Below are 23,335 nucleotides of genomic sequence, written 5' to 3' on the forward strand. Positions count from 1 at the left end.
ACGGTAAGAACGAAAATCGGATGAAACAACCGCCCTATCGCAGCGGAAAGAAATAGCGCGGCCGATGAGCAGGCAGAAGTTCGGGGTGGAGCATCGCCACCCATTCGGCGAGCAGGATCGAGGGTGAAAAGGGGAGGTCTTCGTAGTAGGGCACGGCGAGCGTGTTGCAACCAAACACCCTCCGCTCCCGATAGGGGCGAAAGGCTTCGCAGGCCGCGTTGTCGGTGAGTAGCGAGGCGTAGGTCAAGTTGGCCGAAGCACCATATTTGATGACCCAAACGTCGGCCGATCTTGCCGTGGCCAACACGCTTTCGAGGCTGAGGGCGACGCTGCCGGATCGGGCATGGTGGGCAAACAGATAGTGCGCGCCGGCATCAGCATATAGTACGGCGAGATAGCTCTTGCCGCCCGGCACGTGCCATGCCGCCCCCTCTTTTCGGTCTACCATCAGCGTCGGGCGGTTTCGTGCGCCGTCGGCCACCTTTCGGCGGAGGTCGAGATAAGCCTTTTCTTCCGCACTAAAAAGACTGTCGGCACGCTCCTCGCATCCCCACAGCATGCCGTAGAAACGCATCCATTCGGCGCGGCCGAGGGGCGTTCCTTCCATGTAGTCGGCACATTCCACGATGGGGATGTTCAACCGCGCGAGGCTGCCGTGTCCGGCATTTTCAAAGGGCGACACCAGCAGAGCGTCCACGCTGTCGGCTGCAATGCGCTCCACGTCGGGCTGCATGCCGCTGCCGTAGTCGGTCAAGGCGAGGGTGCGCACGGCCGGGCTGATCACGTAGCCCCCGTCGCAGATACCGGCCAACCGGTGTTCGGCTTGCAGTCTGACGGCCAAGGCGGCGTGCACGCTGCTTTGCGAGAGAGTGCGGCGCAGCGGTGTGCGAATCAGCGTGCCCTCCGGCAGCGGCGATGGCAAGGGGGCATCGTGGGGCACGAGGACGTAGCGTTGCAACACGCGCGTCGTGTCCCACGGATTGCGCACCGTGACCACGGAGTGATCGTCGCCGCGCCCGATGTGGAGAAGGGTGGCGTGGCGCAAACGGCCGCCCTCGACGGCGTCGGGAGCGGCGCAACCCGCGAGGGCGAGCAGCAGGAGGAGAAAAAATGGGAGTTTCATGAAGAAGGCAGGGTGGCTTCGCCGGCAATCGAGGTATTCATCAGTTGTTGGATGCGTTCGGCCGAATAGTTGTGACCGAGCAAAAACATCAGTTTCGTCACGACGCATTCGAGCGTCATGTCGTGTCCGTTGATCACGCCGGCCTCGATGAGTTGCAGCGAACTTTCGTAGCGTCCCATCTCTACCGCGCCGAGCGAACACTGTGTGGTGTTTACGATCACCACTCCCCGTCGGCTGAGGGCTTTGAGCCGCTCGAAGAGCCACGGCTTTTGCGGAGCGTTGCCCGCGCCGTAGGTTTTGAGGATCAGTCCGCGCAGCGAGGGGAGCGACAACACGCTCTCCACCACCTCCTCCCGAATGCCGGGAAAGAGCGTGAGGATCATCACGTGATTGTCGAGCAGATAGTGTGGGCGGAAAGGCAGGCTCGGATCGCGGCGCAGGATGAAGGGCTCTTCAAACTTGATGTGTATGCCGGCGTGTGCCAGCGAGTGGTAGTTGTGCGATCGAAAAGCGTTGAAGCCCTCGGAGTTGATTTTGGTGGTGCGATTGCCGCGCATCAGTCTGTTTTCAAAAAAGATGCACACCTCCGGCACCATCGGCCGCCCGTCGGGATGTTGTGCGGCAGCCACTTCGATGCTTGTCAATAGATTTTCTTTTCCGTCGGTGCGGAGCTGTCCGATAGGGAGTTGGCTGCCGGTGATGATCACGGGTTTTCCGAGATTTTCAAGCATGAAGCTCAGTGCCGATGCCGTGAAAGCCATGGTGTCCGTGCCGTGCAGAAGCACGAAACCATCGTAGCGGTCGTAGTTTTCGGCGATGATTTCCACCATTCGCGCCCAGTATTTCGGCTCCATGTCCGAGGAGTCTATGGGCTTCCCGAAGGTGAGGGCGTCGATCCGATAGTGGAACCTTTGCAACTCGGGCACGCAGTTGCTGACGTGTTCCCAGTCGAAGGTTTCGAGTGCCCCCGTTGCCGGGTTGGCCATCATGCCGATCGTACCGCCGGTGTAGATGATGAGGATGCGTGGTGAGGTCATGAGCGAAGATTAGGCTGCAAACTTACAAAAATATTGCGGGATAGCCTCTTCAACGCGCCGAAAGTGGCATCGCGACTCAGAATATGGTCGAAACTTTTGTAAACATGTAAAAATATCGTAACTTTGTGGCCATATTTTCATTCCGCTTTCTGCCGCCTTCTTTTCCGACCAAGGCCGACCGAGCCGGTTTTAACCAATCGCCCCATCGTGATACAATCTTCTTCCTCACATCCCGACTATCCCCATTTGCCCTCTGATTCAGATACCAACATACTCCCCGTCCTTTTGAAGTGCTGGGGCATTTTTCGACGTTATTGGTATTGGTTCGCCCTTTCCACGGTGTTGAGCCTGATAGCCGGCTACGTCTATCAGCAAATGCAAGATCGTGTTTACAGCGGCGAAGCCGTGATTTTGATCGACTCCTCTTCCGACTCCTCTCACGGCGGCATGCGGAGTCGTTCCAAAAACTCGCTCAACACCCTCATGCAACTCAACGGCATCAACGTGGGCGACAATCTTGAAAACGAACTCTTCATTCTCTCCTCTTTGCGGCTGATGAAACAAGTCGTCGCCACCCTTGGCCTCGAAGTGGACTACACCTGCCGCGAGGGATTGCACAACGTTGCGCTCTATCGCGACCGCCCGTTTACCGTGCATTTCGACCGCCCCTCCAAGCGATACACCCGGATGGAAGCCGTGATCAACCCCGACAACACCGTGACTCTCACCGATTTCGAGGGCATTCGCGGACTCTCTTCCGAGCAGGAAAACCTCAAACTAAAAGTGCCTTTCGGCGTGAAGACCAAAACCCCCATTGGCACGCTCACCCTCTACAAAGAAACGCCTTTCCGACGCTTCCCCAAGGGCACGCCCATCGTCGTACACCACTATTCCAACGAGATAGCGGCACGCATCTATAAAAAGGCACTCACCGCCGCCGAATACAGCAAGGAGAGTTCGCTCCTCCTGCTCACCTGCACCGACATCAACAAGCATCGAGCCGAAGACGTGCTCAACGAAGTCTGCAATATCTACAAAAAAGACATCGTAGACAACAAAAATCGCGTTGCCCAACGCACCGCAGAGTTCATTGACGAACGCCTCACCCTCATCAGCCGCGAATTGTCGGACGTAGAGCATCGTTTGGCCACCTTCAAGCAAAACAACAGCATCGTCGATCTCACCGCCACCGCCACCGCCATGACGCAGCAGTCGATACAAGCCCGGCAAAAAACCATTGAGCTTGAAACCGAACTCTCCGTTGCCTCTTTCCTTGCCGACCACCTCCGATCCTCCGGCAAGGGCAAAGAGGTCATTCCCGCCGTCGCCGGCTTTACCAACGCCGCACTCGCACAGCAGATCACCGAATACAACCGCCTCGTCCTCACCCGCAATCGCTACGCCGTCAATTCCAACGACGACACCCCCGCCGTGCGCGATCTCGACCGACAGCTCGAAGCCCTGCGCAGTGCCATCAACACTTCGCTCGCCAACCACGTCAAGAGCATCGAACTCGAACTCCGTGCCGCCCGCTCCACACAGTCGCGATTCGACGGGCAGGCCGGTGCCATTCCCGTCAAGGAGCGCGAAGCCCTTGACATCGTGCGCCAGCAAAACCTCAAAGAAGCCCTCTACACCTTCTTGCTCAACAAGCGCGAGGAAGTCGCCCTTCAACTCGCCATTGAGGAGGCCAACGTGCGAGTGGTCGAAGAGCCCCTCTTCGCCTCCCGACCCATTTCCCCTCGCAAGGGCATCATCATGCTCATTGCCCTCCTGCTCGGCATTCTGATTCCCTCGTTCGCCTTCTGGCTGTTGGATTTGTTCGACCACACCGTTTCCGGTCGCCAAGACGTGGAGAACGCCCTCGACATCCCCATTGTCGGCGAACTGCCCCATGTCAAGAAAACCACCGACCAAACGCTGGTCTACGACGTCGATACCGACCAAAACAGCCCCTCGGCCGAAGCTTTCCGTCTTTTGCGCTACGGGCTTCACTTCATGAACCGCACGGCCAAGGTCTTCCTCATCACCTCCGCCTCCCCCGGTCAGGGCAAGAGTTTTGTGAGTCGCAATTTGGCCGTTGCCCTCTCCATGACGGGCAAGAAGGTGCTGCTTGTCGATACCGACGTGCGCAAGCAAAACCTCACCGCCGGCTTCACCAACGGCAGAAAGAAGGGACTGACCGAATACCTTATCGGCGACAGCGAAGCCCCGCACGACATCATTCACACCGACGGCGTTTGCAAAGGCGTCGATTTCCTGCCCGCAGGCACTATACCCCCCAACGTCAGCGAATTGCTCATGAGCGAACGCTTCGAGCAAATGATCGCCACCCTTCGCCAACACTACGACTTCATTCTGCTCGACACCACCCCCTGTTTCGCCGTGGCCGATGCCGGCATCGTGTCGCGCGTGGCCGAAGTCACCCTCTTTGTCATGCGTGTCGGTGTGCAGAGCAAACACGGTCTGCCCGCCGTTGCGGAGCTTTATCGCTCGCGCAAAATCGGCAACATCTGTCTCGTTATCAACGATTGCGACATCAAAGCCCGCACTTATGGCTATGGCTACGGCTATGGCTATGGTTACGGCTACGGCAACAACCTCGACGAGACGGCCTCGCGCAAATGGTGGCAACTTTGGTGAACGACCTTGCCGCCGCATTTACACTAACGCACTTTCCCTCACAGACGAAATGAAAGAATTTATCCAGACCTCGACCAAGGCCGAGACGGCCGTGCTCGTGGCACTCATCACCAAAAACCAAAACGAACGCAAAACGGCAGAATATCTCGACGAACTCGAATTTCTCGCTGAAACCGCCGGAGCCGTCAGCGTCAAACGCTTCACACAGCGCATGGACGGTGCAAGCTCCGTGACCTACTTGGGCAAAGGAAAACTCCAAGAAATACGCGCTTACATCGAGGAGTGCGAACGTCTCGCCGAAGAGGCCGACGAAGATCCCCTGTGGCCGGCCGACGTCGAAAAACCGCAACCCATAGGAATGGTCATCTTCGACGACGAACTCTCGGCCAAACAGTTGCGCAATATCGAGGCCGAACTGAAAGTGAAAATCCTCGACCGCACATCCCTCATACTCGACATCTTCGCCATGCGTGCCCAAACGGCCAATGCCAAAACGCAGGTCGAACTCGCCCAATACCGCTACATGCTGCCACGATTGCAACGACTGTGGACGCACCTCGAACGGCAAGGAGGAGGATCGGGCGGAGCCGGAGGAGGAAAAGGTGGAAGCGTCGGGCTGCGCGGCCCGGGAGAAACGCAGCTCGAAATGGACAGACGCATCATTCTCAACCGCATGTCGCTCCTCAAACAGCGATTGGCCGAAATTGATCGGCAGAAAACCACACAGCGGCAAAACCGGGGAAAAATGGTGCGCGTCGCACTCGTGGGCTACACCAACGTCGGAAAATCCACCCTCATCAATCTGCTCTCCAAAAGCGAAGTGTTTGCCGAAAACAAGCTCTTCGCCACCCTCGACACCACCGTGCGCAAGGTCATCGTCAAAAACCTCCCCTTTCTCCTTGCCGACACCGTCGGATTCATACGAAAACTCCCCACCGACCTCGTTGATTCCTTCAAGTCCACCCTCGACGAAACGCGGGAGGCCGACCTCCTCATTCATGTCATCGATGTGAGCCATCCCGATTTCGAGGAACAAATACAAGTCGTCGATCGCACCCTCTGCGACTTGGGATGTGCCGACAAACCGCGCATCTTGCTCTTCAACAAGATCGACGCCTACACCTTCACTCCCAAATCGCCCGACGACCTCACCCCCGCCACCAAAGAAAACCTCACCCTCGAACAGCTCATGCAAACATGGATGGCGCGCACCTCCGGAGGAACGGCCGCCAATCCCAACTCACCCACCGTGCTCGACGTCGTCTTCGTTTCCGCACGCGAGCGGCAGAACGTCGAAGCCCTCCGCGATTTGCTCTATCGCCGCGTGCGCGAACTGCACGTGCAGAAATATCCCTACAACGACTTCCTCTTTCAAGAATACGACGCTGAGGGCGAGGCGCTTTGAACCTGATGCTCCGTTTTGCCCTCAAACGCAAACACTGCGTCTTCCCTTCTTTCATTGACGGCGTGTTTTCGATTGATTTGTGTCGAAAATGATCAAGACGCCTTTGTGAAAGTGGAGCTCTTTTGAAAGATGTTTTGTATATCCCGTTCTGATATACGTGAAATGCTTTTTTAGAAGGAAATATCAAACCGAAGCTCCTTGCCGTTTCGTTTGATTTTCAACACCTGCTTGCTTGTTTAAGCGGAAATGAAATAGATCGATAAAACAGTTTGTAGAAGAGTACCAAAAGTTTTATCAGACATCAAAATTATAATACCAAACCCCACAAAACATGAAAAACATTGCACTCATCACCGGCGTGACCGGTCAAGATGGATCTTATTTGGCCGAATTCTTATTGGAAAAAGGATATGAAGTACACGGAGTGATTCGCCGTTCATCCGTAGACTATCGAGAGCGTATAGCCCACCTTGAAGGAGTGGAACGCTTTCACTTGCACTATGGCGACATGGGCGACTCAATGTCCATTTTGCAAGTCGTCAGCAAAGTGCGTCCCACCGAGATCTATAATCTCGCTGCACAGAGTCACGTTCAAGTTTCGTTCGATTCTCCCGAATTTACGGCCGACGTGGATGCCGTCGGTGTACTGCGTGTGCTCGAAGCCGTTCGTTTATGCGGACTGACCGACACCTGTCGCATCTATCAAGCCAGCACCTCCGAACTTTACGGAAAGGTAGAAGAAGTGCCTCAAAACGAAAACACCCCTTTCCACCCTTACAGCCCTTATGCCGTGGCCAAACTCTATGGTTTTTGGATCGTAAAGGAATATCGCGAAGCCTACAACATGTTTTGCTGTTCGGGCATTCTCTTCAACCATGAAAGCGAACGCCGGGGCGAAACTTTCGTCACAAGAAAAATCACCCTTGCCGCTGCCCGCATCGCACAAGGCAAGCAGGAAAAACTCTATCTCGGCAATCTCTCCTCCTTGCGCGATTGGGGCTATGCCAAAGACTATGTGGAGTGCATGTGGCTCATACTTCAACACGACACCCCCGAAGATTTTGTCATTGCCACCGGCGAGCAACACTCCGTGCGCGAATTCTGTCATCATGCCTTCAAAGCCGCCGGCATCGAGCTCGAATTCAGCGGAGAAGGACTCAATGAGGTAGGCATCGACAAGAAAACCGGAAAAGTCGTCATCGAGGTGTCGCCCGATTTCTATCGACCCACCGATGTCGTCAATTTGTGGGGAGACCCCTCGAAAGCCAAAGAAAAGCTGGGCTGGGATCCGACGGCCAAAACCTCATTTGAGGATTTGGTGCGCATCATGGTCAAACATGACATGAACAAAGTCGCCGTCGAGAACGTGGCCGATACGCTTCGCGTCAATCTGGCCGAATATCTCGAAAAAGGAATCGTCAAATAAACATCACCCTTTCAATGATAGACTCTTCGTCCAAAATCTATGTCGCCGGCCACCGCGGACTTGTCGGTTCGGCCATTTGGAAAAATCTCGAAACAAGAGGATACAACAACCTCGTGGGACGCACACATGCCGAGCTCGATCTGCTCGATGCCCTCGCCGTGCGCCGTTTTTTCGACGAGCAACGCCCCGATGCCGTCATCTTGGCCGCCGCTCACGTGGGAGGAATCATGGCCAACCTGCAATATCGAGCCGATTTCATTTATCGCAATCTGCAAATTCAACAAAATGTGATAGGAGAGGCTTGGCGACACGGTGTCAAACACCTCCTCTTCTTAGGCAGTACCTGCATCTATCCGCGTCAAGCACCGCAGCCCATGAGCGAAGACTGTTTGCTCACTTCGCCTCTCGAATACACCAACGAGCCGTATGCCGTCGCAAAAATAGCAGGATTGAAGTTGTGTGAAAGTTTCAACTTGCAATACGGCACAAACTACATGGCCGTCATGCCCACCAATCTCTATGGTCCGAACGACAATTTTCATCTCGAAAACTCACACGTCCTCCCGGCCATGATACGCAAAATCCATCTGGCCAAATGCCTTAACGAGGGCAATATGACTGCCGTGCGTAAAGACCTTGCCCGCCGTCCCGTCACCATTCGGGGAGGAGAGCCACACATTGACGCATCCTCCTCCGAGGCCGACATCCTCGCCGTCCTCGCACACTATGGCATCACCTCCTCCGCCGTGACGCTTTGGGGAACCGGAAAACCTATGCGAGAATTTCTTTGGAGCGAGGAGATGGCCGATGCCTGCGTGCATATTCTGCTCAATGTCAATTTCAATGACACACACGAAAACACCCGACCCGGTGCCGACGGAATCATCGAAGTGCGCAATTGTCACATCAATGTCGGAACCGGACGCGAAATAAGCATTCGCGACGTGGCCGAACTGATCATGAAAGAAATAGGATTTGCCGGAGAATTGCGTTGGGACACCTCGAAGCCCGATGGCACACTCCGTAAACTTTGCGACGTTTCCAAACTTCATCGACTCGGTTGGCACCACAAAGTGGAAATCGAAGAAGGGATCGGGAAACTCTACAAATGGTATCTCAACGAGCAGAGCTGATGGCCGAACAATTCCCCCTCACAAGTTCATGGCACTTCCTGCTCACGACAACGACCGCACACGGAAATAAATCTCCGGTGCGGTCGTTTTTCAGTAAGATTTGAGCATGAAAGGATGATGTCAAAGAACACCACACAGAGGTCTCTTATATGAGAAGGGGGATGAAATTCGTTTAATTCATTGCATAGACCAACGAAGTGTTTTTGCAGTCGTGTGGCGTGGCGTGTTTTTTTCGTCTGTCAATCGTTCGCGCGTTCGGCGAAATGTTTGTATATTTGCTCGCAAAATCAACATTAAAAGCACTTTTCATGAAGACAATCAAGCCCCTTTTTTGCCTTCTCGCAGTTTTTGTTTTCGCCCTTTCGTCGGGCGCGCAGACGGCGGCGTGGCAGCGCGGCGTGCTCTACCACTTGGTGGCCGGCGCGCAAAAACAACAACTTGACCACGACGGCACACAGCTTAAAAACGCAGCACCCGATGCCGACAGAAAAGAACAACACTGGACGCTCACGCCACTCTCCGGAGCATGGCGCATCATCAATCCGTTCACCGGAAAAGCCGTGCGCCACAATTTCGAGACCGCAGAAACGGGAGAGGTGAACGGATCGGACGAAAACCAACTCTGGAAGCCCGAAACCCTCGGCGGAGGCACCGTTTTCGTGGCCGCCACACGCCCCGACCGCGTGCTCGCCGCAATGCCCGACGGCACGATCACGCTGATCGACAAAGCACGCGCCGCCACACACAAAGGGGCTGTCTTTGCCACTCCGCGCGCCAAGGCGTCGGGCTTCGACGAAGCGGCCACCTATCGCATACGCTCCGTGGCTCAGCCCCAACTTGTGCTGGGCAACGGCGAAAAGTTTGAAAACGGAGCCGCCATCGTGCCCGAAACCCAAAGCGCGAACAGCCGCGGACAATACTGGACGGTCAAGATGCTCGATCTCCGTCGCCGCGTCGTGGGCAATGCGTTTTTCCCCCAACACTTCGACGACGGGGGCAACAACGCCAAAATCGACTACCTCCTGCAATGGCCGGCCTCGCTGAGCCATCCCGGCAACGCGCAGCTCGAAATCGTGGCCGTGCCCGGACGCGCCGACACCTACGTCATTGCCTCCCACAAAAAGAGCGGAAAGATGTTTGCCGTGCGCAACGGTGCAATGAAGATCGTGCCGCTCGACGTGAACGACCGCACGGCGTGGTTTGCCTTCGAACCGACCGAAAAACCCAAAATACAATCGCCCCTTTGGGAGGACGAAACCGTGTTCGAGCAACACAAACTCCCCGCCGTCCCCACCTATCGCCCCTATGCCACGGAAGCCGAGATGACGGCCGACCGCGCATTCTACGACACCCCGTGGACGGAGCCGAAAACCACGCGCATGATTTCGCTCAACGGCGATTGGCGGTTCAATCTCGTCAGCGAACCCTCGCTCCGCCCCCTCGATTTCCAAAAAGACGGTTTTGACGACTCGGCGTGGCCGCTCCTGCCCGTGCCTTCCAACTGGGAGATGCACGGCTACGACAAACCGATCTACTGCAACGTCGAATACCCCCACGGCAACACGCCGCCCTTCATCACCGCCCGCCCCGGCTTCAACGACGGCGGCGCAAACTACGGCATCAACCCCGTGGGCTCCTACGCCCGCACCTTCACCCTGCCCGACGACTGGGCGGAGCGGCGCACCATCGTCCACTTCGGCGGCATCTATTCCGCCGCCAAGGTGTGGCTCAACGGCCGCTACGTGGGCTACACGCAGGGAGCCAACAACGTGAGCGAGTTCGACCTGACGCCCCACCTGCGCCGCGGCGAAAACCGCATCGCCGTTCAGGTGTTTCGTTGGAGCGACGGTTCCTATTTGGAATGTCAGGACATGTTTCGCATGAGCGGCATCTATCGCGACGTCTATCTGTACAGCATTCCCCGCGTCGGCGCGCGCGAACATTATCTCACCGCCGACCTCTCGGCCGACTACCGCCGCGCCACGCTCAATGTGGACGTGCGTCTTGAAAACACCACCGCCGCCTCCGCCGACCGCACCATAGACATCAAGGTGTGCGACCCCTCCGGCCGCCAAGTGGCGACACACACCCTCCGCTATGCCGCCGTCGCCCCGGCCGACAGCCTCTCGCCCCTCGCCGCACGCACTGCCACGATCCGACTGGGCGAAGTGTTGCCGTGGACGGCCGAAACCCCCAATCTCTACACCGTGCGCTTCATTCAGCGCGATGCCGACGGTCGCGAAGAAATGGCGTGGTCTACGAAATACGGCTTCCGCAAAATCGAAATCAAAAACTCTCTCTTCTACGTCAACGGCCGCCGCGTCCTCCTCAAAGGCGTCAATCGACACGACACCGACCCCCTCCGCGGCCGCGCCGTGGAAAACGAGAGCATGCTGCGCGACATCGTCTTGATGAAGCAAAACAACATCAACTGCGTGCGCACCGCACACTACCCCAACGCCGCGCGCATGTATGCCATGTATGACCACTTCGGACTCTACGTTTGCGACGAAGCCGACCTCGAAGACCACGCCAACCAAAGCATCTCCGACATGGAGAGCTGGATACCCGCTTTCGTCGATCGCATCACGCGCCTTGTGCGCCGCGACCAAAACCACCCCTCCGTCGTGATGTGGAGTTTGGGCAACGAAGCCGGCAACGGCGAAAACTTCAAGGCCTGCTACGACGAAGCCGCGCGCCTCGATCCCACGCGCCCCATACACTACGAGGGCACGCGCATCAAGCGACCCTTCGGCGGAGAGCGTTTCTCCGACTTCTATTCCAAGATGTATCCCGACATGAACTGGATGTCTCGCTACACCTCCGGCATGGACAAGCCCATGTTCATCTGCGAATACGCCCACGCCATGGGCAACGCCATCGGCAACCTGCCCGACTACTGGGACGTCATCGAAGCCTCCAACTCCTGCATCGGCGGCTGCATCTGGGACTGGGTCGATCAGGCCATTTATGATCCCCAAGAACTCAAACTCGGCATCCGTCGCCTCCACACCGGCTACGACTACCCCGGCCCTCATCAGGGCAACTTCTGCTCCAACGGCATCATCCCCGCCACTCGCCACGAGAGCGCGAAGCTCAAAGAAGTCAAGGCCGCCCATCAGTTTGTCAAGTTTCGTCTCCTCTCCGTCGATGAGCGGAGCAACACGGCGCGCGTCAGCCTCCGCAACGCCTACGCCTTCCTCTCCCTCGCCGACTTCCGCCTCCGTTGGAGCCTCTTGCGCGACGGCCGCGTCGTTTCTACCCAAACCCTCGCCCTTCCCCACGTCGCTCCCGGCGACAGCACCGTGCTGACCCTCGCCCTCCGCAAGGCCGACCTCGCCAAAGCGCGCAGCCGGGGCGCGGAAATGCTGCTCAATCTCCACGCCGACCTCAAAGCCGCCACCCCATGGAGCGCAGCCAACCACGAACTTGCCGTGGCGCAGTTTGCCCTCACCCCGCGCGCCCCCCTCGCTCCTCTTTCTGCCAAAGGCCGCGCCCTGACCGCCACCGTCGCCGACGGCCGCCACATCGTGGGCAACGACAAGGTGCGCCTCGTGTTCGACCAACACACCGCCCGCCTCGTTTCCATGCAGCTCGACGGCCGCGAAGTGCTCGGATGCGGCCTCGATTTGGACTACACCCACTTCCGCTTCATCGAAAACGACCGCCAAAAAGACACCTCCTCCGGCATGGAAGACCGGGGCGAATGCCACGTGCGCCTCGATGCCGACGGCAAAGCCGCCATCGTCGAAACTCGTCGCCGCGGCCGCCTCTGCGACCTCACCGCCACCTACCGCCTCCTCCCCCAAGGCGTTGTCGATGTGGAAGTGTCCTTCGCCCCTCATCGCGCCGACCTGCGCCGCGCCGGCATCCGCGTCGGTCTGAACGCCGCCCTTTCGCGTGTAGATTATCACGCCCGCGGCCCTCTCGAAAACTACAACGACCGCCGCGCCGGCATGACCATCGGCCGCTACTCCTCCACCGTCGACGACATGCAGGAACGCTACGTCAAGCCCCAAAGCACCGGCAATCGCGAAGATCTCCGCGAAGTTGTCTTCACCGACCACAGCGGCCGCGGCCTCCGCATCCAAACGGAGGGCAAGGTGAGTTTCTCGGCCGTGCCCTACACCGAAGAAGACATGGCCGCCGCCCAACACACTTGGGAACTGCAACGCCGTCCCTACACCGTGCTCCACCTCGACGCCGCCTATCGCGGTGTGGGCAACGCCTCCTGCGGCGGTGTAGACACCTGCCCCCCCTACCACGTGCCCCAAGCCCCGATGACCTTCAAGCTCCGCATCAGCGGCGTGAAATAGGCGGATCGGAAAAGCCGGGCAACCGCTCCGTATCCTCCCCAAGGGCATACCCTCCCGCCAAAAGGCCGAAGCCTCGCACGACGAATTGCTCGTCGGCGAGGCTTCGGCCTATTTGTGTTCTTGTGCCACGTCTGCCGTTCCCACTACAATTCGGACATTCGGAGAACATACGGACAATTTCGCAACCTGTCAGCATTGACACTTTACGACAGCAAAATAATAAACAACATTTCAGTTCTGACACGTTGAACCATAAGATCCGCTTACATGAAATCCGCCGGCACGCGTGTCTTTTTCTCAAAGATCTCGCTGCATCTCAGGTTCGATTTGCGCTATCATGGTTTGCGGTACGCCACACTCCTCGGCCAGCCGATGCCAGCCGGCACAAGCCTCACACACTTCGTCTATAATTTGCGAAGCACCACAAATGTTGTTGCGAGCGGCCAGTTCCAGCAAGTCTTTCCGTGTGATGTTGTCAAATTTACCATTTACCGACATTTGGTGGGTGGAAGTCCACGCGCCGTTCGGGTTATACGCATAGCCCATATCATAGGCCGGCGACAAACGCCATTTGCCCTCCTTATCCATCAGAAACGAGATATTCTTGGTGTGGTCGTCTTGATTTCGCACCACGACATTGAACACCACTCTGCGAAACTGCTCTTGTGCTTCCTCATACGAAAGACGAAGCTGACGCATAACATGGAATGCCTGCTCGTACGAATATCCTCGCCGCAGACGATAATCAAAATGCGCCATACCGCAGAGCGTCTGCATGTGTATCTTCTCACCGTTTACGCGATCAAAGCGTTTTGTCAGGAAATGGGCTCTGCCATTCTCTTCGATGAGCGAGCACGCGGTCATATCAATACCGCAAGCCCTCACCAGTTTGGCAAACGAATATTCAAGGCGACCATAGTTTTCGGTTTCCTTAAATCCCGCCGTCGCCGAAACGCCGTCGAGTTTGATCAGATAATGTTCAAACCCTTCGGGTGCTTCGATCTGTCCCGACCTCACCTCACCGGTCTTTTTGTTGTAAGCGATGATGGCTTTTGCTCGCTGTCCGCCCGCAGATGTTCCCAGCCGCAAGATCTCTGCGATGGCAGCTTTCCGGTCATCGCCCAGATTTGTCCGAAAATCGTCTTTCTCCGTCAGGGCTTCTCGCGCCACCGCAACAAGGGTGTCCAATTCTATTTGCCGTTCTGCTGCGAAATTCCCCTCTATGGCCGGTTCAAATTCAAGCGCACCCATACAGCGTTTCCCCATGAAGCAAAGCGTCTCAACGGCATTTCCGCTTGTTCTTCCCGTCAATGCCAGCCATTTGTCAAACAAAGCACGGCCATACGTATCGGGAAGAGCGTCTGCCAACATACCGGGAAGCCCTTTGAAGGTGTCTCGGTTCAGACCGCCGAACTCATACACACGCCCTTCGCGTGTCGGCATCAGGACGGGCGACGGCTGTATGCCGCTCTTCACAAAATCGGGGTCATATTCAAAACGTGCAATGCCGTATCGGGCGTCCCAACTGACGGCACCAACCGTTTTGCCAAACATTTTAACCCGTGCCACGTCTACCATTCCGAGTCCTCCCCTTTTTTGATGTTATTGCTTTTGGAAGCGCGTTTTCGCAGTGTTTTCTTTGCGGAATGCACCCATTTGAAATACTCGTTCGGGCTCATCTCCTCTTCTTGCACCAAGGGGAGCAACACGTTCATTTTTCCCAAGGTGCGCAAAATTCTGAGAAACGATTCAAACGACTTTATCTCGCCGGCCTCCATGCGAACGACGGACGACACGGAAACACCGGAACTTGCAGACATTTCCTGTCGGGAGATGTTCTGCTTCAACCTTACCTCCTTTAATCGTGCGGAAATTTTCTTTGTGATTTCCGTATCCGACAACATATAGATATTTTCCATACTATCAGCATTGACACTTTACGACGACAAAGATGCAAATAAAATTTCAATTCTGACACGTTGAACCATGAAATCCGCCGACACGCGTGTCTTTTTCTCATTTTCGCTTTCCCACGATGCAAAAGTCCCCCTTCTTACGGCCACTCGCCGCAATCCGCCAACCCATGAGCGGCGGCTGTTGCGAGGGGCTTCGTCGTCGGCATTCCGCTCGCGGCGGCCGCTTCCTCCCTTCGTGCAAATCCCCCTCGATGCCCGAAGGTGTCGAGGGGGAAAGGGAAGTTGTTCAATCAATGTTTAAGTTGTCGGCGCAATGCTTCGGGTTGTCCGTACATTGTTCGGAGTTGTCGTGCCGATGCTTCGGGTTTGTTGCATCAGTGTTTGACCACCTTTCGTCCGTTCACCACGTAGATGCCTTTGGGCAAATCTCCGAACGGCATGCCCATGCGACGGCCGTCGAGGATGTGGATGCCGTGGCGGTGTGGTGAGGCAAGCGTGGCGGCTTCAATGGCAGTGGGCGTTTTTTCGATCACCACTTTTTGGTTGGTGATGTATCCCGTTTGGTCGCACACGGCGTGTTGATCCGTGTCGAACGTTGCGCCTATGGGCAGGATGATATGGCAGCCGTCGAGGGTGAAGACGGCCAGTCGGCTGATGGTCATGCCCATTCCCTCGGCGGTGAGGTTGGCGTTTTTGACGATGAGGGTTTCGCTGCTCGTTCCGTCTTGTCCGCAGATGCCGTGTGCTCCTTTGGCGTAGAGTGTGCAACCGTCGATGGTGAGGGTGGCATCGGGTTCGATGAAGACGGCGGATTCGTTGTCGGTGGTGCAGGCGGCATTGAGCGTACCTTCGCCTTTCACGGTCATTCGTGTGCCGTTGCCCAAAAAGACGGCCTCCATGTCGTTGCTCGTCACGTGGCAAGTGCCCTTGACCTCAACGGTGATGTCCTCCTCGGCGTAAATGCCGCGTTTGCCGCTCGGCGCGTCGATCGTGGCGTTGTCGAGGGTGAGGGTTTTGGCGGCAGGGTCATATTTCGCCGTGCCCGTCACGCCGGGAATGACGGAGAGGTCGTTGCAATTTTCCGAACTTACTTTCACTCCGGCCACTTTGAGGCCGTAGTCGGTCTGCGCCTCCGCCTCTTGGGGCAGGGTGAGCATGGCGATGGCCATGGCGACGAGGATGGTGAACGTGTCGCGAAATAGTCGTGTTTTCATGGCGATAAAAGATTAAAGTGGTTACACTGATTTCGATCGATGCGATGCGGCCGACGGAAGGAATAAATGAAGTGAGGGAAGAATTAGGATAAAAAAGGTATTTCTCCGATCGGAAGTTCTCGGCGACAGGGCGCATCTCGATGTTGAATACGAACGGTTTGTATGCTATAAGTTCTCAATGTGTGTGACAAAGGTAATGAAATGTTTTATAATTCCAAGTCTTTTCCCGATAAAAAGCATAAAAAAATGGCAGGGGTTGTTTTTTCGACAACGATGTTTGAGAAAAGAACAACGTCGAGGAAAAAGAAACCGACGGAACGAGGGGGAGGAGGAGTGGCTGTGGGTGGCCAAAACTACATGGCTTGCAGGATATTCTAACTCTGAGGTAGAAATTCCTACCTCAGAGTTAGAATAAAATGCCTCCTTTCCCCCCAAAAAAACACTCCCCCGATGCCCGAAGGTGTCGAGGGGGAGTGTGTGAGCATGTCGAAGCATCGGTGCTTCGGGGTGTTGTGGGATCAGTGTTTCACCACTTTCCGTCCGTCTACCACGTAGATGCCCTTGGGCAGGTGGCGGAACGGGGTGTCGAGGCGGCGTCCGTCGAGGGTGTAGATGCCGCTGCGGTGGTGTTGGTTTCCGATACCGATGCCGTCGATGGCGGTGAGGGTGTTTCGGATCACGACTTTCGACTTGATGATGTTGCCGTCGGCGTCGCACAGTGCGTGTTTCTCGGCGTTGAACACGGCACCCGCGGGTTCGGCGATTTTGCAGCCGTCGAGGGTGAGGGCGGACAATTGGCAGATCGCACCATCTTCGCTGTTTTCTATGGTGAGGGTGGCGTTTTTGACGGTGAGTTTGTTGTTGTCGAGATATTCTTCATCACCATAGATGCCGTAGTTAGTTGCTTTGATATTGATCGTGCCGTTCTCAACGGTGAGGCTGCCGGAGAGGTAGATGCCGTAGCTGCTCTCGATGTTGAGCGTTCCGCTGCCGAAGACGGTCATGCTTTTTGTGGTTTCAATACCGTCGTCGGAGGCGCGTAGCGTGTTGGTGCCTTCGAGACGGATGCGCAGGTTTTCGACGCTGGTAGAGATGGCGTCATCGGTGTCTTCTCCACTGATGATTTCGGCATTGTTGAGGGTGAGGGTTTTGGTGGAGGGGGCGTATTTCACCGTGCCTTTCACGCCGGGAATGACGGAGAGGTCGTTGCAGTTGAGTTCGTCCACTTCCACGTCGTTGATGTAGAGCCCGTATTTCACGGTGGGGGCAATCACGACTTTCGACTTGATGATGTTGCCCGATGCGTCGCACAGTGCTCGCTTCTCGGCGTTGAACACGGCACCCGCGGGTTCGACGATTTTGCAGCCGTCGAGGATGAGGGCGGACAAATCGCTGATAGCACCATCTTCGCTGTTTTCTATGGTGAGGGTGGCGTTTTTGACGGTGAGTTTTTCTTCTTTTTGGCTGCTCGTGCCCAAGAATCCGTAATTGCCTTTGAGGTTCAGCGTGCAGCCGTCAATGGTGAGATCTTTGTCGAGGAATATGCCTGTGGTGATGCCCTCGGCGTTGAGCGTACCCGTTCCGGTGATGGTGCAGCTGTTGTCTACGGAAAGTCCTGCCACATCGCCGTCGGTGGCTTTGAGCGTGTTGATGCCTTCGAGCTTGATGATCAGCCCTTCGATCTTGGAAGATACGGCCGAAGCGTCTGCCTCGTTTGAAATGATTTCGGCGTTGTTGAGGGTGAGGGTTTTGGCGGACGGGTCGTATTTCGCCGTGCCTTTCACGCCGGGAATGACGGAGAGGTCGTTGCAGTTGTCTTCGGTCACCGGCACGTCGGCGATGGTCAGCCCGTATTTCACGCTCGGTTTGATGTGCACCGGACTTGTCACAATGTTTCCGGAGGCGTCGCACACGGCATTATTGTCCTTGTCATACTTCGCACCTTGGGGCACTCTGATGCCGCAGCCGATTGTGGAGAAGTTGTTGATGTTGCTGACGGACGAAAGGGAACCCTCCGCCGTTACGTCGGAGTTTATGATGAGGAGGGTGGTGTTATTTCCTCCGCGAATGCCGTAGGATGTTCCTTTGACTTTGACGGTGCAGTTGTCGATAGTTAGTTTCTTGTCATTATATATATATATGCCATAGGTTTCGGAATTGATATTGAGCGTGCCGTTGCCCAAGATTTTGAGAGAACCTAATGCGGCGATTCCCTCGCAATCATCGTCTTGTCCGCTAAATGCTGCCTTGACGGTGCAATTGCCTTCCACTTGAATGTTCAAGTCTTCTATTTCCGAATATATGGCGTCGGCTTCTTCGCTGTATGTGCTGATTTCGGCATTTTTGAGATAGAGGGTTTTGGTGGCGGGGTCGTAGCTCACCGTGCCGCTCACGCCCGAAAAATCGGAGATGAGGTCGCAGTTGGTCGAGGTCACAGTAGTTTCCGCAATGGTCAAACCATAGTTTTTTACATCGCGTTCAATCGTGATCACGGCGTCGTAAACCAACTGGCCTGCCGCATTGCACATGGCTTTCTTTTCGGCATTCCAACTCACGCCCGAGGGAGTAATGAGTTTGCTGCCTCTGAGTATGAGGTCGAAACCGCTCATTTCCCCTTTGACTACCATTTTGGCACCTCTTACGGTGAGGCTGCTGCCATAGCCATAGAAAGCGTTTTGTGTATTGTTGGCGATGATGGTGCAGTTTTGGATGGTGACGGGAGCCGCAAGTATGAAATCCGCATTATCCCATATCGTAACATCCAATGTGCCGCCACCTGTTAAGGTGCATTTTTTGTTGAGCACGACACCTAAATCTCCTTCCGTTTGCGAACTGATGCTGTTGGTGCCTTCCACCAAAATGGTCAGACCTTCGATGGCAGACCTAATGGCGTATGAAAATCCCGTTTCACCGATTCCCACTATGTTGGTGTCTTTGATGTAGAGCGTCTTGCTGTGAGGCACGTATTTCACATATCCGCCTGCTCGGGGTCTTATCCTGCCGAGGGTATTTTCCGAGAAGTTTTTGGGATCGCCTGCGATGTTGTTGCAGTTTTGGGAGGTGACCCGTATTCCTGCCACTTCGAGGTCGTAGTTTTCCGCTCTCGTCGCGAGTGAAACGGAAAACAAGGCGATGAACAATGCGACAGCGGCCGCATAAGTGTTCCTTAGTAAGTTGCTTTTCATAAGAAATTGAATATTAAAAAAAGGTTTGCAATAGATGCTTGATGTGCGAATAGAAAAAACGGTCGGTCTGTTTCGTCCCTCTTTCCGGCCGGTTTCCTTTTTTCGGCCTGCCCTCTTTGTTGCGGTCGGGCGAGTGGGGAGGCGTGGATGCGAGAAAGTATGGTGCACGCTGAAACGCTTCGGCGAAGTTTTTTTAAGAATAATGTTTTCTACCGCAAAGTTAATTAAATACTCTCGAACCCTCCCTTGCAAAATCGTTCAAAAATCTTGCAAAATCGTGCATTTTTTCCTGTCTGTTTGAGCCGTATCGTTCATTTTTGAACTTAAATATGTGTTTTATAGCGTCTTGTCTCACTATACGGCATTGCCCCTCCACACGTCGGCGACAGTGCGCAATAGAGCTGTTTCTCCTTTTTCTTGTTGCTTTTTGCCGCTTATTTCTGCTGTCGAAAGCCCGAAAATGCCGAAAGAAATTTTGTCGCGTCGAAATATTTTATATAACTTTGCCGAAAAATCCGCCCTCTCATCGCGGAAAAAATCCGAAAAAAACGCTTCGTTCGCTCTCTTTTTGAAAGCCGCCGCGTCGCGAAGTTCGATCTCTCGGTGAACCTCATGACTCATGCCGTCACTCTTTTTTTTCGTTTCTCTTGTTGTCTATCCTTTCGGTCGCTCCTCTTCTGTCCGACTCTCTCCGCCCCTTCTATGAACCTTGAAAAGCACGGCCTCCGCGCCCTCTTCCCCGGCATTTTTCTCCTCTCTTTTCTTTTCTCGCTCTTCTCTCGTCTTTTTTGCCGGGTGTCGGGCATTTTTGTTTTTCTTGCAGTCGGTCTTCTGTCCGCTTCTTGCGGCAAAAGTCCCACCTCCTCCCCCTCTTCCTCGAAATCCCCCTCGGGCAGCATGGTGCGCTCGGCAACGGCTGCCGCGCCCGGTGTAGCGCGCATTGAGGGAGAATCGGTCGAAACGCTCCTCGAAAACTACGAAAACAGTCGCGGTGCAAAACGCCTTGCCGCCGCCGAGAAGCTCCTCCGACGTTTGGAGGCCGAAGAGGTCTTCGACGAGAAAGTCCGCCTCGCGCCCGGCACCCACCCCGACAGCGTCGATCTGATCGTGTGCTATTGGGCAGGGAGCTATTTCTACGACAACCGCCGCTACGACCTCGGCATCGACTACACCGACCGCGCCGCACGCCTCAGCCGCCTCGGCCGAAACCTCCCCCAAACCGCCGACTGCGAAGCCCTACTCACACTCCTCCACTTTCGCAAGGCCGACTACGTCAATGCCCTCACCCACGCCCGGAACACCCTCGACCTCGACCGCAGCCTCGGCGACGAACTGCGCATCAGCACCTCGCTCAGCAACTTGGCCGCCATCAGTCTGGCTGCCAAACATCTCGATCAAGCCGCCGGATACATCCTCGAAGCCCTCAAACACAGCACTAAGGTCGGCGATCGCAACCGCATGGCCGTGCAACACGGCATGGCCTCCGAAATCTACCACGCCATGGGTGACAGCCGCAAGTCGCTCCGCCACGCCCGACGCGCACTCGACCTCGACACCGAACAAGGCAATACCGACAAAATCGGCATCCGACTCTCGCAAATGGCTTCCGCCCAAGCCGATCTCGGCGACTGGCACGCCGCCGGCCGATCCTTGCAGCGCGCCATGCCCCTCCTCAAAGCTGCCGGAAACGTCCACTCGCTCGCCATTTGCCACAACCAAATGGGAGAGATGCTCCACAACACCGGAAGGTCACAAGAAGCCGTCGCCCACTTTGAACAAGCCGCCGAAGAGTTTAGAAAAGAGGGCGACCTCTACAACGAGAGCCGCGCCCAAAAAGGACTCTACCTGTCTCTCAAAGCTATCGACCTGCCTCGCGCCACCGAGCACTTGGAACGACTCCTCCAACTCAAAGACTCCGTCTACGACAAAGAGATGCAGCAAAGCATCAGCAACTACAACGCCAAATATAAAAACGACGAATACGCCGTGCGCATCGAACAGAGCAAGGCCGAGCGCATGAACCTCCTGCTCCTCAGCGTCGCAGTGGTCATCATCTTGGGGCTGGTCATCTTTTTTCTGCTCTACCTCATGCGCCTCCACCGCCACAGCCTGTTCATGCAAAAACAACTCGCCGACCTGCGCGAAAACTTCTTCACCAACATCACCCACGAGCTGCGCACACCCCTCACCCTCATCCTCGGATTGAGCCGCGAAATGTCGCAATCCTCCCAACTCTGCGACGAGTTGCGCGAAAAAGCACACACCATCGAGCGGCAAGGCGACAGCCTCCTCACCCTGATCAACCAACTCCTCGACATCTCCAAAATCAAATCTGCCGTCGGCGATCCCGATTGGCGCAACGGCAACATTGTGGCACACGTCGCCATGATCGTCGAAAGCTATCGCGAATATGCCCATTCGCAAAACATCGACCTCCGCCTCGTCGCCCGTGAAGCCGTCGAGATGGACTTCGTGCCCGACTACGTCAATAAGGTCATGAACAACCTCCTCTCCAACGCCTTCAAGTTCACTCCGCAACACGGCATCGTCACCATCACCCTGCGTCGCGAAAACAAACGCCTCCACGTCGAAGTGGCCGACAACGGACGCGGCATTGCCCCCGAAAGCCTCCCCCACATCTTCGACACCTTCTATCAGGCCGCCGACCGTGCCTGCAACCTCGGCACCGGCATAGGCCTCACCCTCGTCAAGCAAATCGTCGATGCCGTCGGCGGCATCATCTCCGTCGAGAGCACCCTCGGCAAAGGCTCACACTTTCGGCTCGATCTGCCCATAAAAAACGACATCCGCCTCAAAGCCTCGCCCGACCACGGCGTCAATCGGCCACTCCTCCCCCATGTCGCTCCGCCGATCACCCCCGAAACCGAACATCCCGACAAGTGCCGGATCCTCGTCATCGAAGACAATCGCGACGTGGCCGACTACATCGGCTCCCAATTCGGCGGCCGATACAACCTACACTATGCCACCGACGGAAACGAAGGCCTGCGCCAAGCTCTCGAACTCGTACCCGACATCATCATCACCGACCTCATGATGCCCGGCATCGACGGCATCGAAGTGTGTCGCCGCATCAGAAACAACGACATCGTCAGCCATATTCCCCTCATCATGGTGACGGCCAAAATCACCGAAGCCGAGCGCGTCAAAGGCTTGGAAGCCGGAGCCGACGCCTATCTGGCCAAGCCCTTCAACAGCGACGAACTGCGCACACGCGTCGAAAAACTCCTCGAAAGCCGACAACGTCTGCGAGAGAAATATGCACGAGAACTCACCCGACCGCTCGCCCCAATGCTCTCCGAATCTTCCCCCTCTATCTCCGCACCTTCTCCCTCAACCTCCGACATCGCTCTCGCCGACATCGCCGACAATCCCCGAACAAAAGCCGCCGCCCGTTTCCTCTCCAAACTGACCGCCACCTTCGATCGTCTGCTCGAACAAAAACTCGAAATCGACGTCACCCTCCTTGCCTCAGAAATGTGCATGAGCAACAGCCAGCTCTACCGCAAAATCACCGCCCTCACCGGCCAAACCCCTACCGCTCATCTCCACCAACTCAAAATCAATCGGGCACAAACGCTCCTCATCTCCGATCCCGGCATGAACCTGAGCGAAGTGGCCGAGCGAAGCGGTTTCAAAGACTACTCCAACTTCGTGAGAGTATTCAAAAACATCTGCGGCGTCACCCCCACCGAATACAAAAAACATCTTACTTCCTCCTCCTGACGCGCTTCGCCTCTCGGCTAACATCGCATTTCTCCCTCATCTTTTGTTTCTTTCTTTGGCGGCAGGCTTTATTTTCTCCCTGCTACATCTCTTTTTCCGGCGTTTTCATCGTTGTTTCTCTCTTCTCTCCTTGTTGCGGCAAAAATCCGGCGAAGCACCGCAAAAACACCAAGTGGAACGCCACAAAAAC

At 55.8% G+C, this 23,335-nt stretch carries 13 protein-coding genes; 6 read left to right on the forward strand and 7 right to left on the reverse strand.

Features of this window, described 5'->3' with window-relative positions; genetic code table 11:
• Positions 1–34: 34 nt before the first annotated feature.
• Both EII14_RS05375 and EII14_RS05380 read right to left on the reverse strand, forming a co-directional pair.
• Entirely contained in the window at positions 35–1,123 is a 1,089-nt protein-coding gene (locus EII14_RS05375) for an ABC transporter substrate-binding protein (RefSeq protein ID WP_158608332.1), read from the reverse strand.
• Complete coding sequence (locus EII14_RS05380; protein ID WP_124931533.1) at positions 1,120–2,160, reverse strand: type I asparaginase; 1,041 nt, start codon at positions 2,158–2,160, stop codon at positions 1,120–1,122. Before EII14_RS05380 ends, EII14_RS05375 begins: the two co-directional genes overlap by 4 nt.
• Before the next feature lie 207 nt (positions 2,161–2,367).
• Between EII14_RS05380 and EII14_RS05385 the strand changes: the two genes are divergently transcribed.
• From EII14_RS05385 to EII14_RS05405, 5 genes are all read left to right on the forward strand, one after another.
• The gene (locus EII14_RS05385) at positions 2,368–4,803 is read left to right on the forward strand and encodes a tyrosine-protein kinase (RefSeq protein WP_124931534.1); all 2,436 of its coding nucleotides are present in this window, start codon (positions 2,368–2,370) and stop codon (positions 4,801–4,803) included.
• 49 nt (positions 4,804–4,852) lie between these two features.
• Positions 4,853–6,208, forward strand: a complete 1,356-nt coding sequence (gene hflX, locus EII14_RS05390) for a GTPase HflX (protein WP_124931535.1) — start codon at positions 4,853–4,855, stop codon at positions 6,206–6,208.
• A gap of 331 nt (positions 6,209–6,539) precedes the next feature.
• A complete protein-coding gene (gene gmd / locus EII14_RS05395; protein ID WP_124931536.1) occupies positions 6,540–7,634 on the forward strand; it encodes a GDP-mannose 4,6-dehydratase in 1,095 nt (364 codons plus the stop codon).
• A 14-nt stretch (positions 7,635–7,648) separates the two neighbouring features.
• On the forward strand, positions 7,649–8,767 hold the full coding sequence (locus tag EII14_RS05400; protein ID WP_124931537.1) for a GDP-L-fucose synthase: 1,119 nt from the start codon (positions 7,649–7,651) through the stop codon (positions 8,765–8,767).
• Between the two features lie 308 nt (positions 8,768–9,075).
• On the forward strand, positions 9,076–13,083 hold the full coding sequence (locus tag EII14_RS05405) for a glycoside hydrolase family 2 TIM barrel-domain containing protein (protein WP_233569383.1): 4,008 nt from the start codon (positions 9,076–9,078) through the stop codon (positions 13,081–13,083).
• A gap of 297 nt (positions 13,084–13,380) precedes the next feature.
• Here the strand turns inward: EII14_RS05405 and EII14_RS05410 are convergent, their stop codons facing one another.
• The 5 genes from EII14_RS05410 to EII14_RS05430 all read right to left on the reverse strand — a co-directional run bounded on the left by EII14_RS05410 (position 13,381) and on the right by EII14_RS05430 (position 19,398).
• Positions 13,381–14,661, reverse strand: coding sequence for a type II toxin-antitoxin system HipA family toxin (locus EII14_RS05410; RefSeq protein ID WP_124931538.1), 1,281 nt, complete (start codon positions 14,659–14,661; stop codon positions 13,381–13,383).
• Positions 14,655–15,002: a helix-turn-helix domain-containing protein gene (locus EII14_RS05415; RefSeq protein ID WP_124931539.1), complete on the reverse strand. Its 348-nt coding sequence runs from the start codon at positions 15,000–15,002 to the stop codon at positions 14,655–14,657. The genes EII14_RS05410 and EII14_RS05415 overlap by 7 nt, the downstream gene beginning before the upstream one ends.
• Positions 15,003–15,020: 18 nt before the next feature.
• Positions 15,021–15,293 (reverse strand): hypothetical protein, encoded by a 273-nt coding sequence (locus EII14_RS05420; protein WP_124931540.1) that lies wholly within the window; start codon positions 15,291–15,293, stop codon positions 15,021–15,023.
• 80 nt (positions 15,294–15,373) lie between these two features.
• Positions 15,374–16,213, reverse strand: a complete 840-nt coding sequence (locus tag EII14_RS05425) for a peptidase (RefSeq protein WP_124931541.1) — start codon at positions 16,211–16,213, stop codon at positions 15,374–15,376.
• Between the two features lie 518 nt (positions 16,214–16,731).
• Positions 16,732–19,398 (reverse strand): carbohydrate-binding domain-containing protein, encoded by a 2,667-nt coding sequence (locus EII14_RS05430; RefSeq protein WP_124931542.1) that lies wholly within the window; start codon positions 19,396–19,398, stop codon positions 16,732–16,734.
• A 702-nt stretch (positions 19,399–20,100) separates the two neighbouring features.
• On the opposite strand from EII14_RS05430, the gene EII14_RS05435 reads away from it, so the two are divergent.
• Positions 20,101–23,145, forward strand: coding sequence for an ATP-binding protein (locus EII14_RS05435; RefSeq protein WP_233569384.1), 3,045 nt, complete (start codon positions 20,101–20,103; stop codon positions 23,143–23,145).
• Positions 23,146–23,335 lie beyond the last annotated feature (190 nt).

Source organism: Alloprevotella sp. OH1205_COT-284, from assembly GCF_003859795.1.
In the GTDB taxonomy this organism is placed as follows: Bacteria; Bacteroidota; Bacteroidia; order Bacteroidales; family Bacteroidaceae; genus Alloprevotella.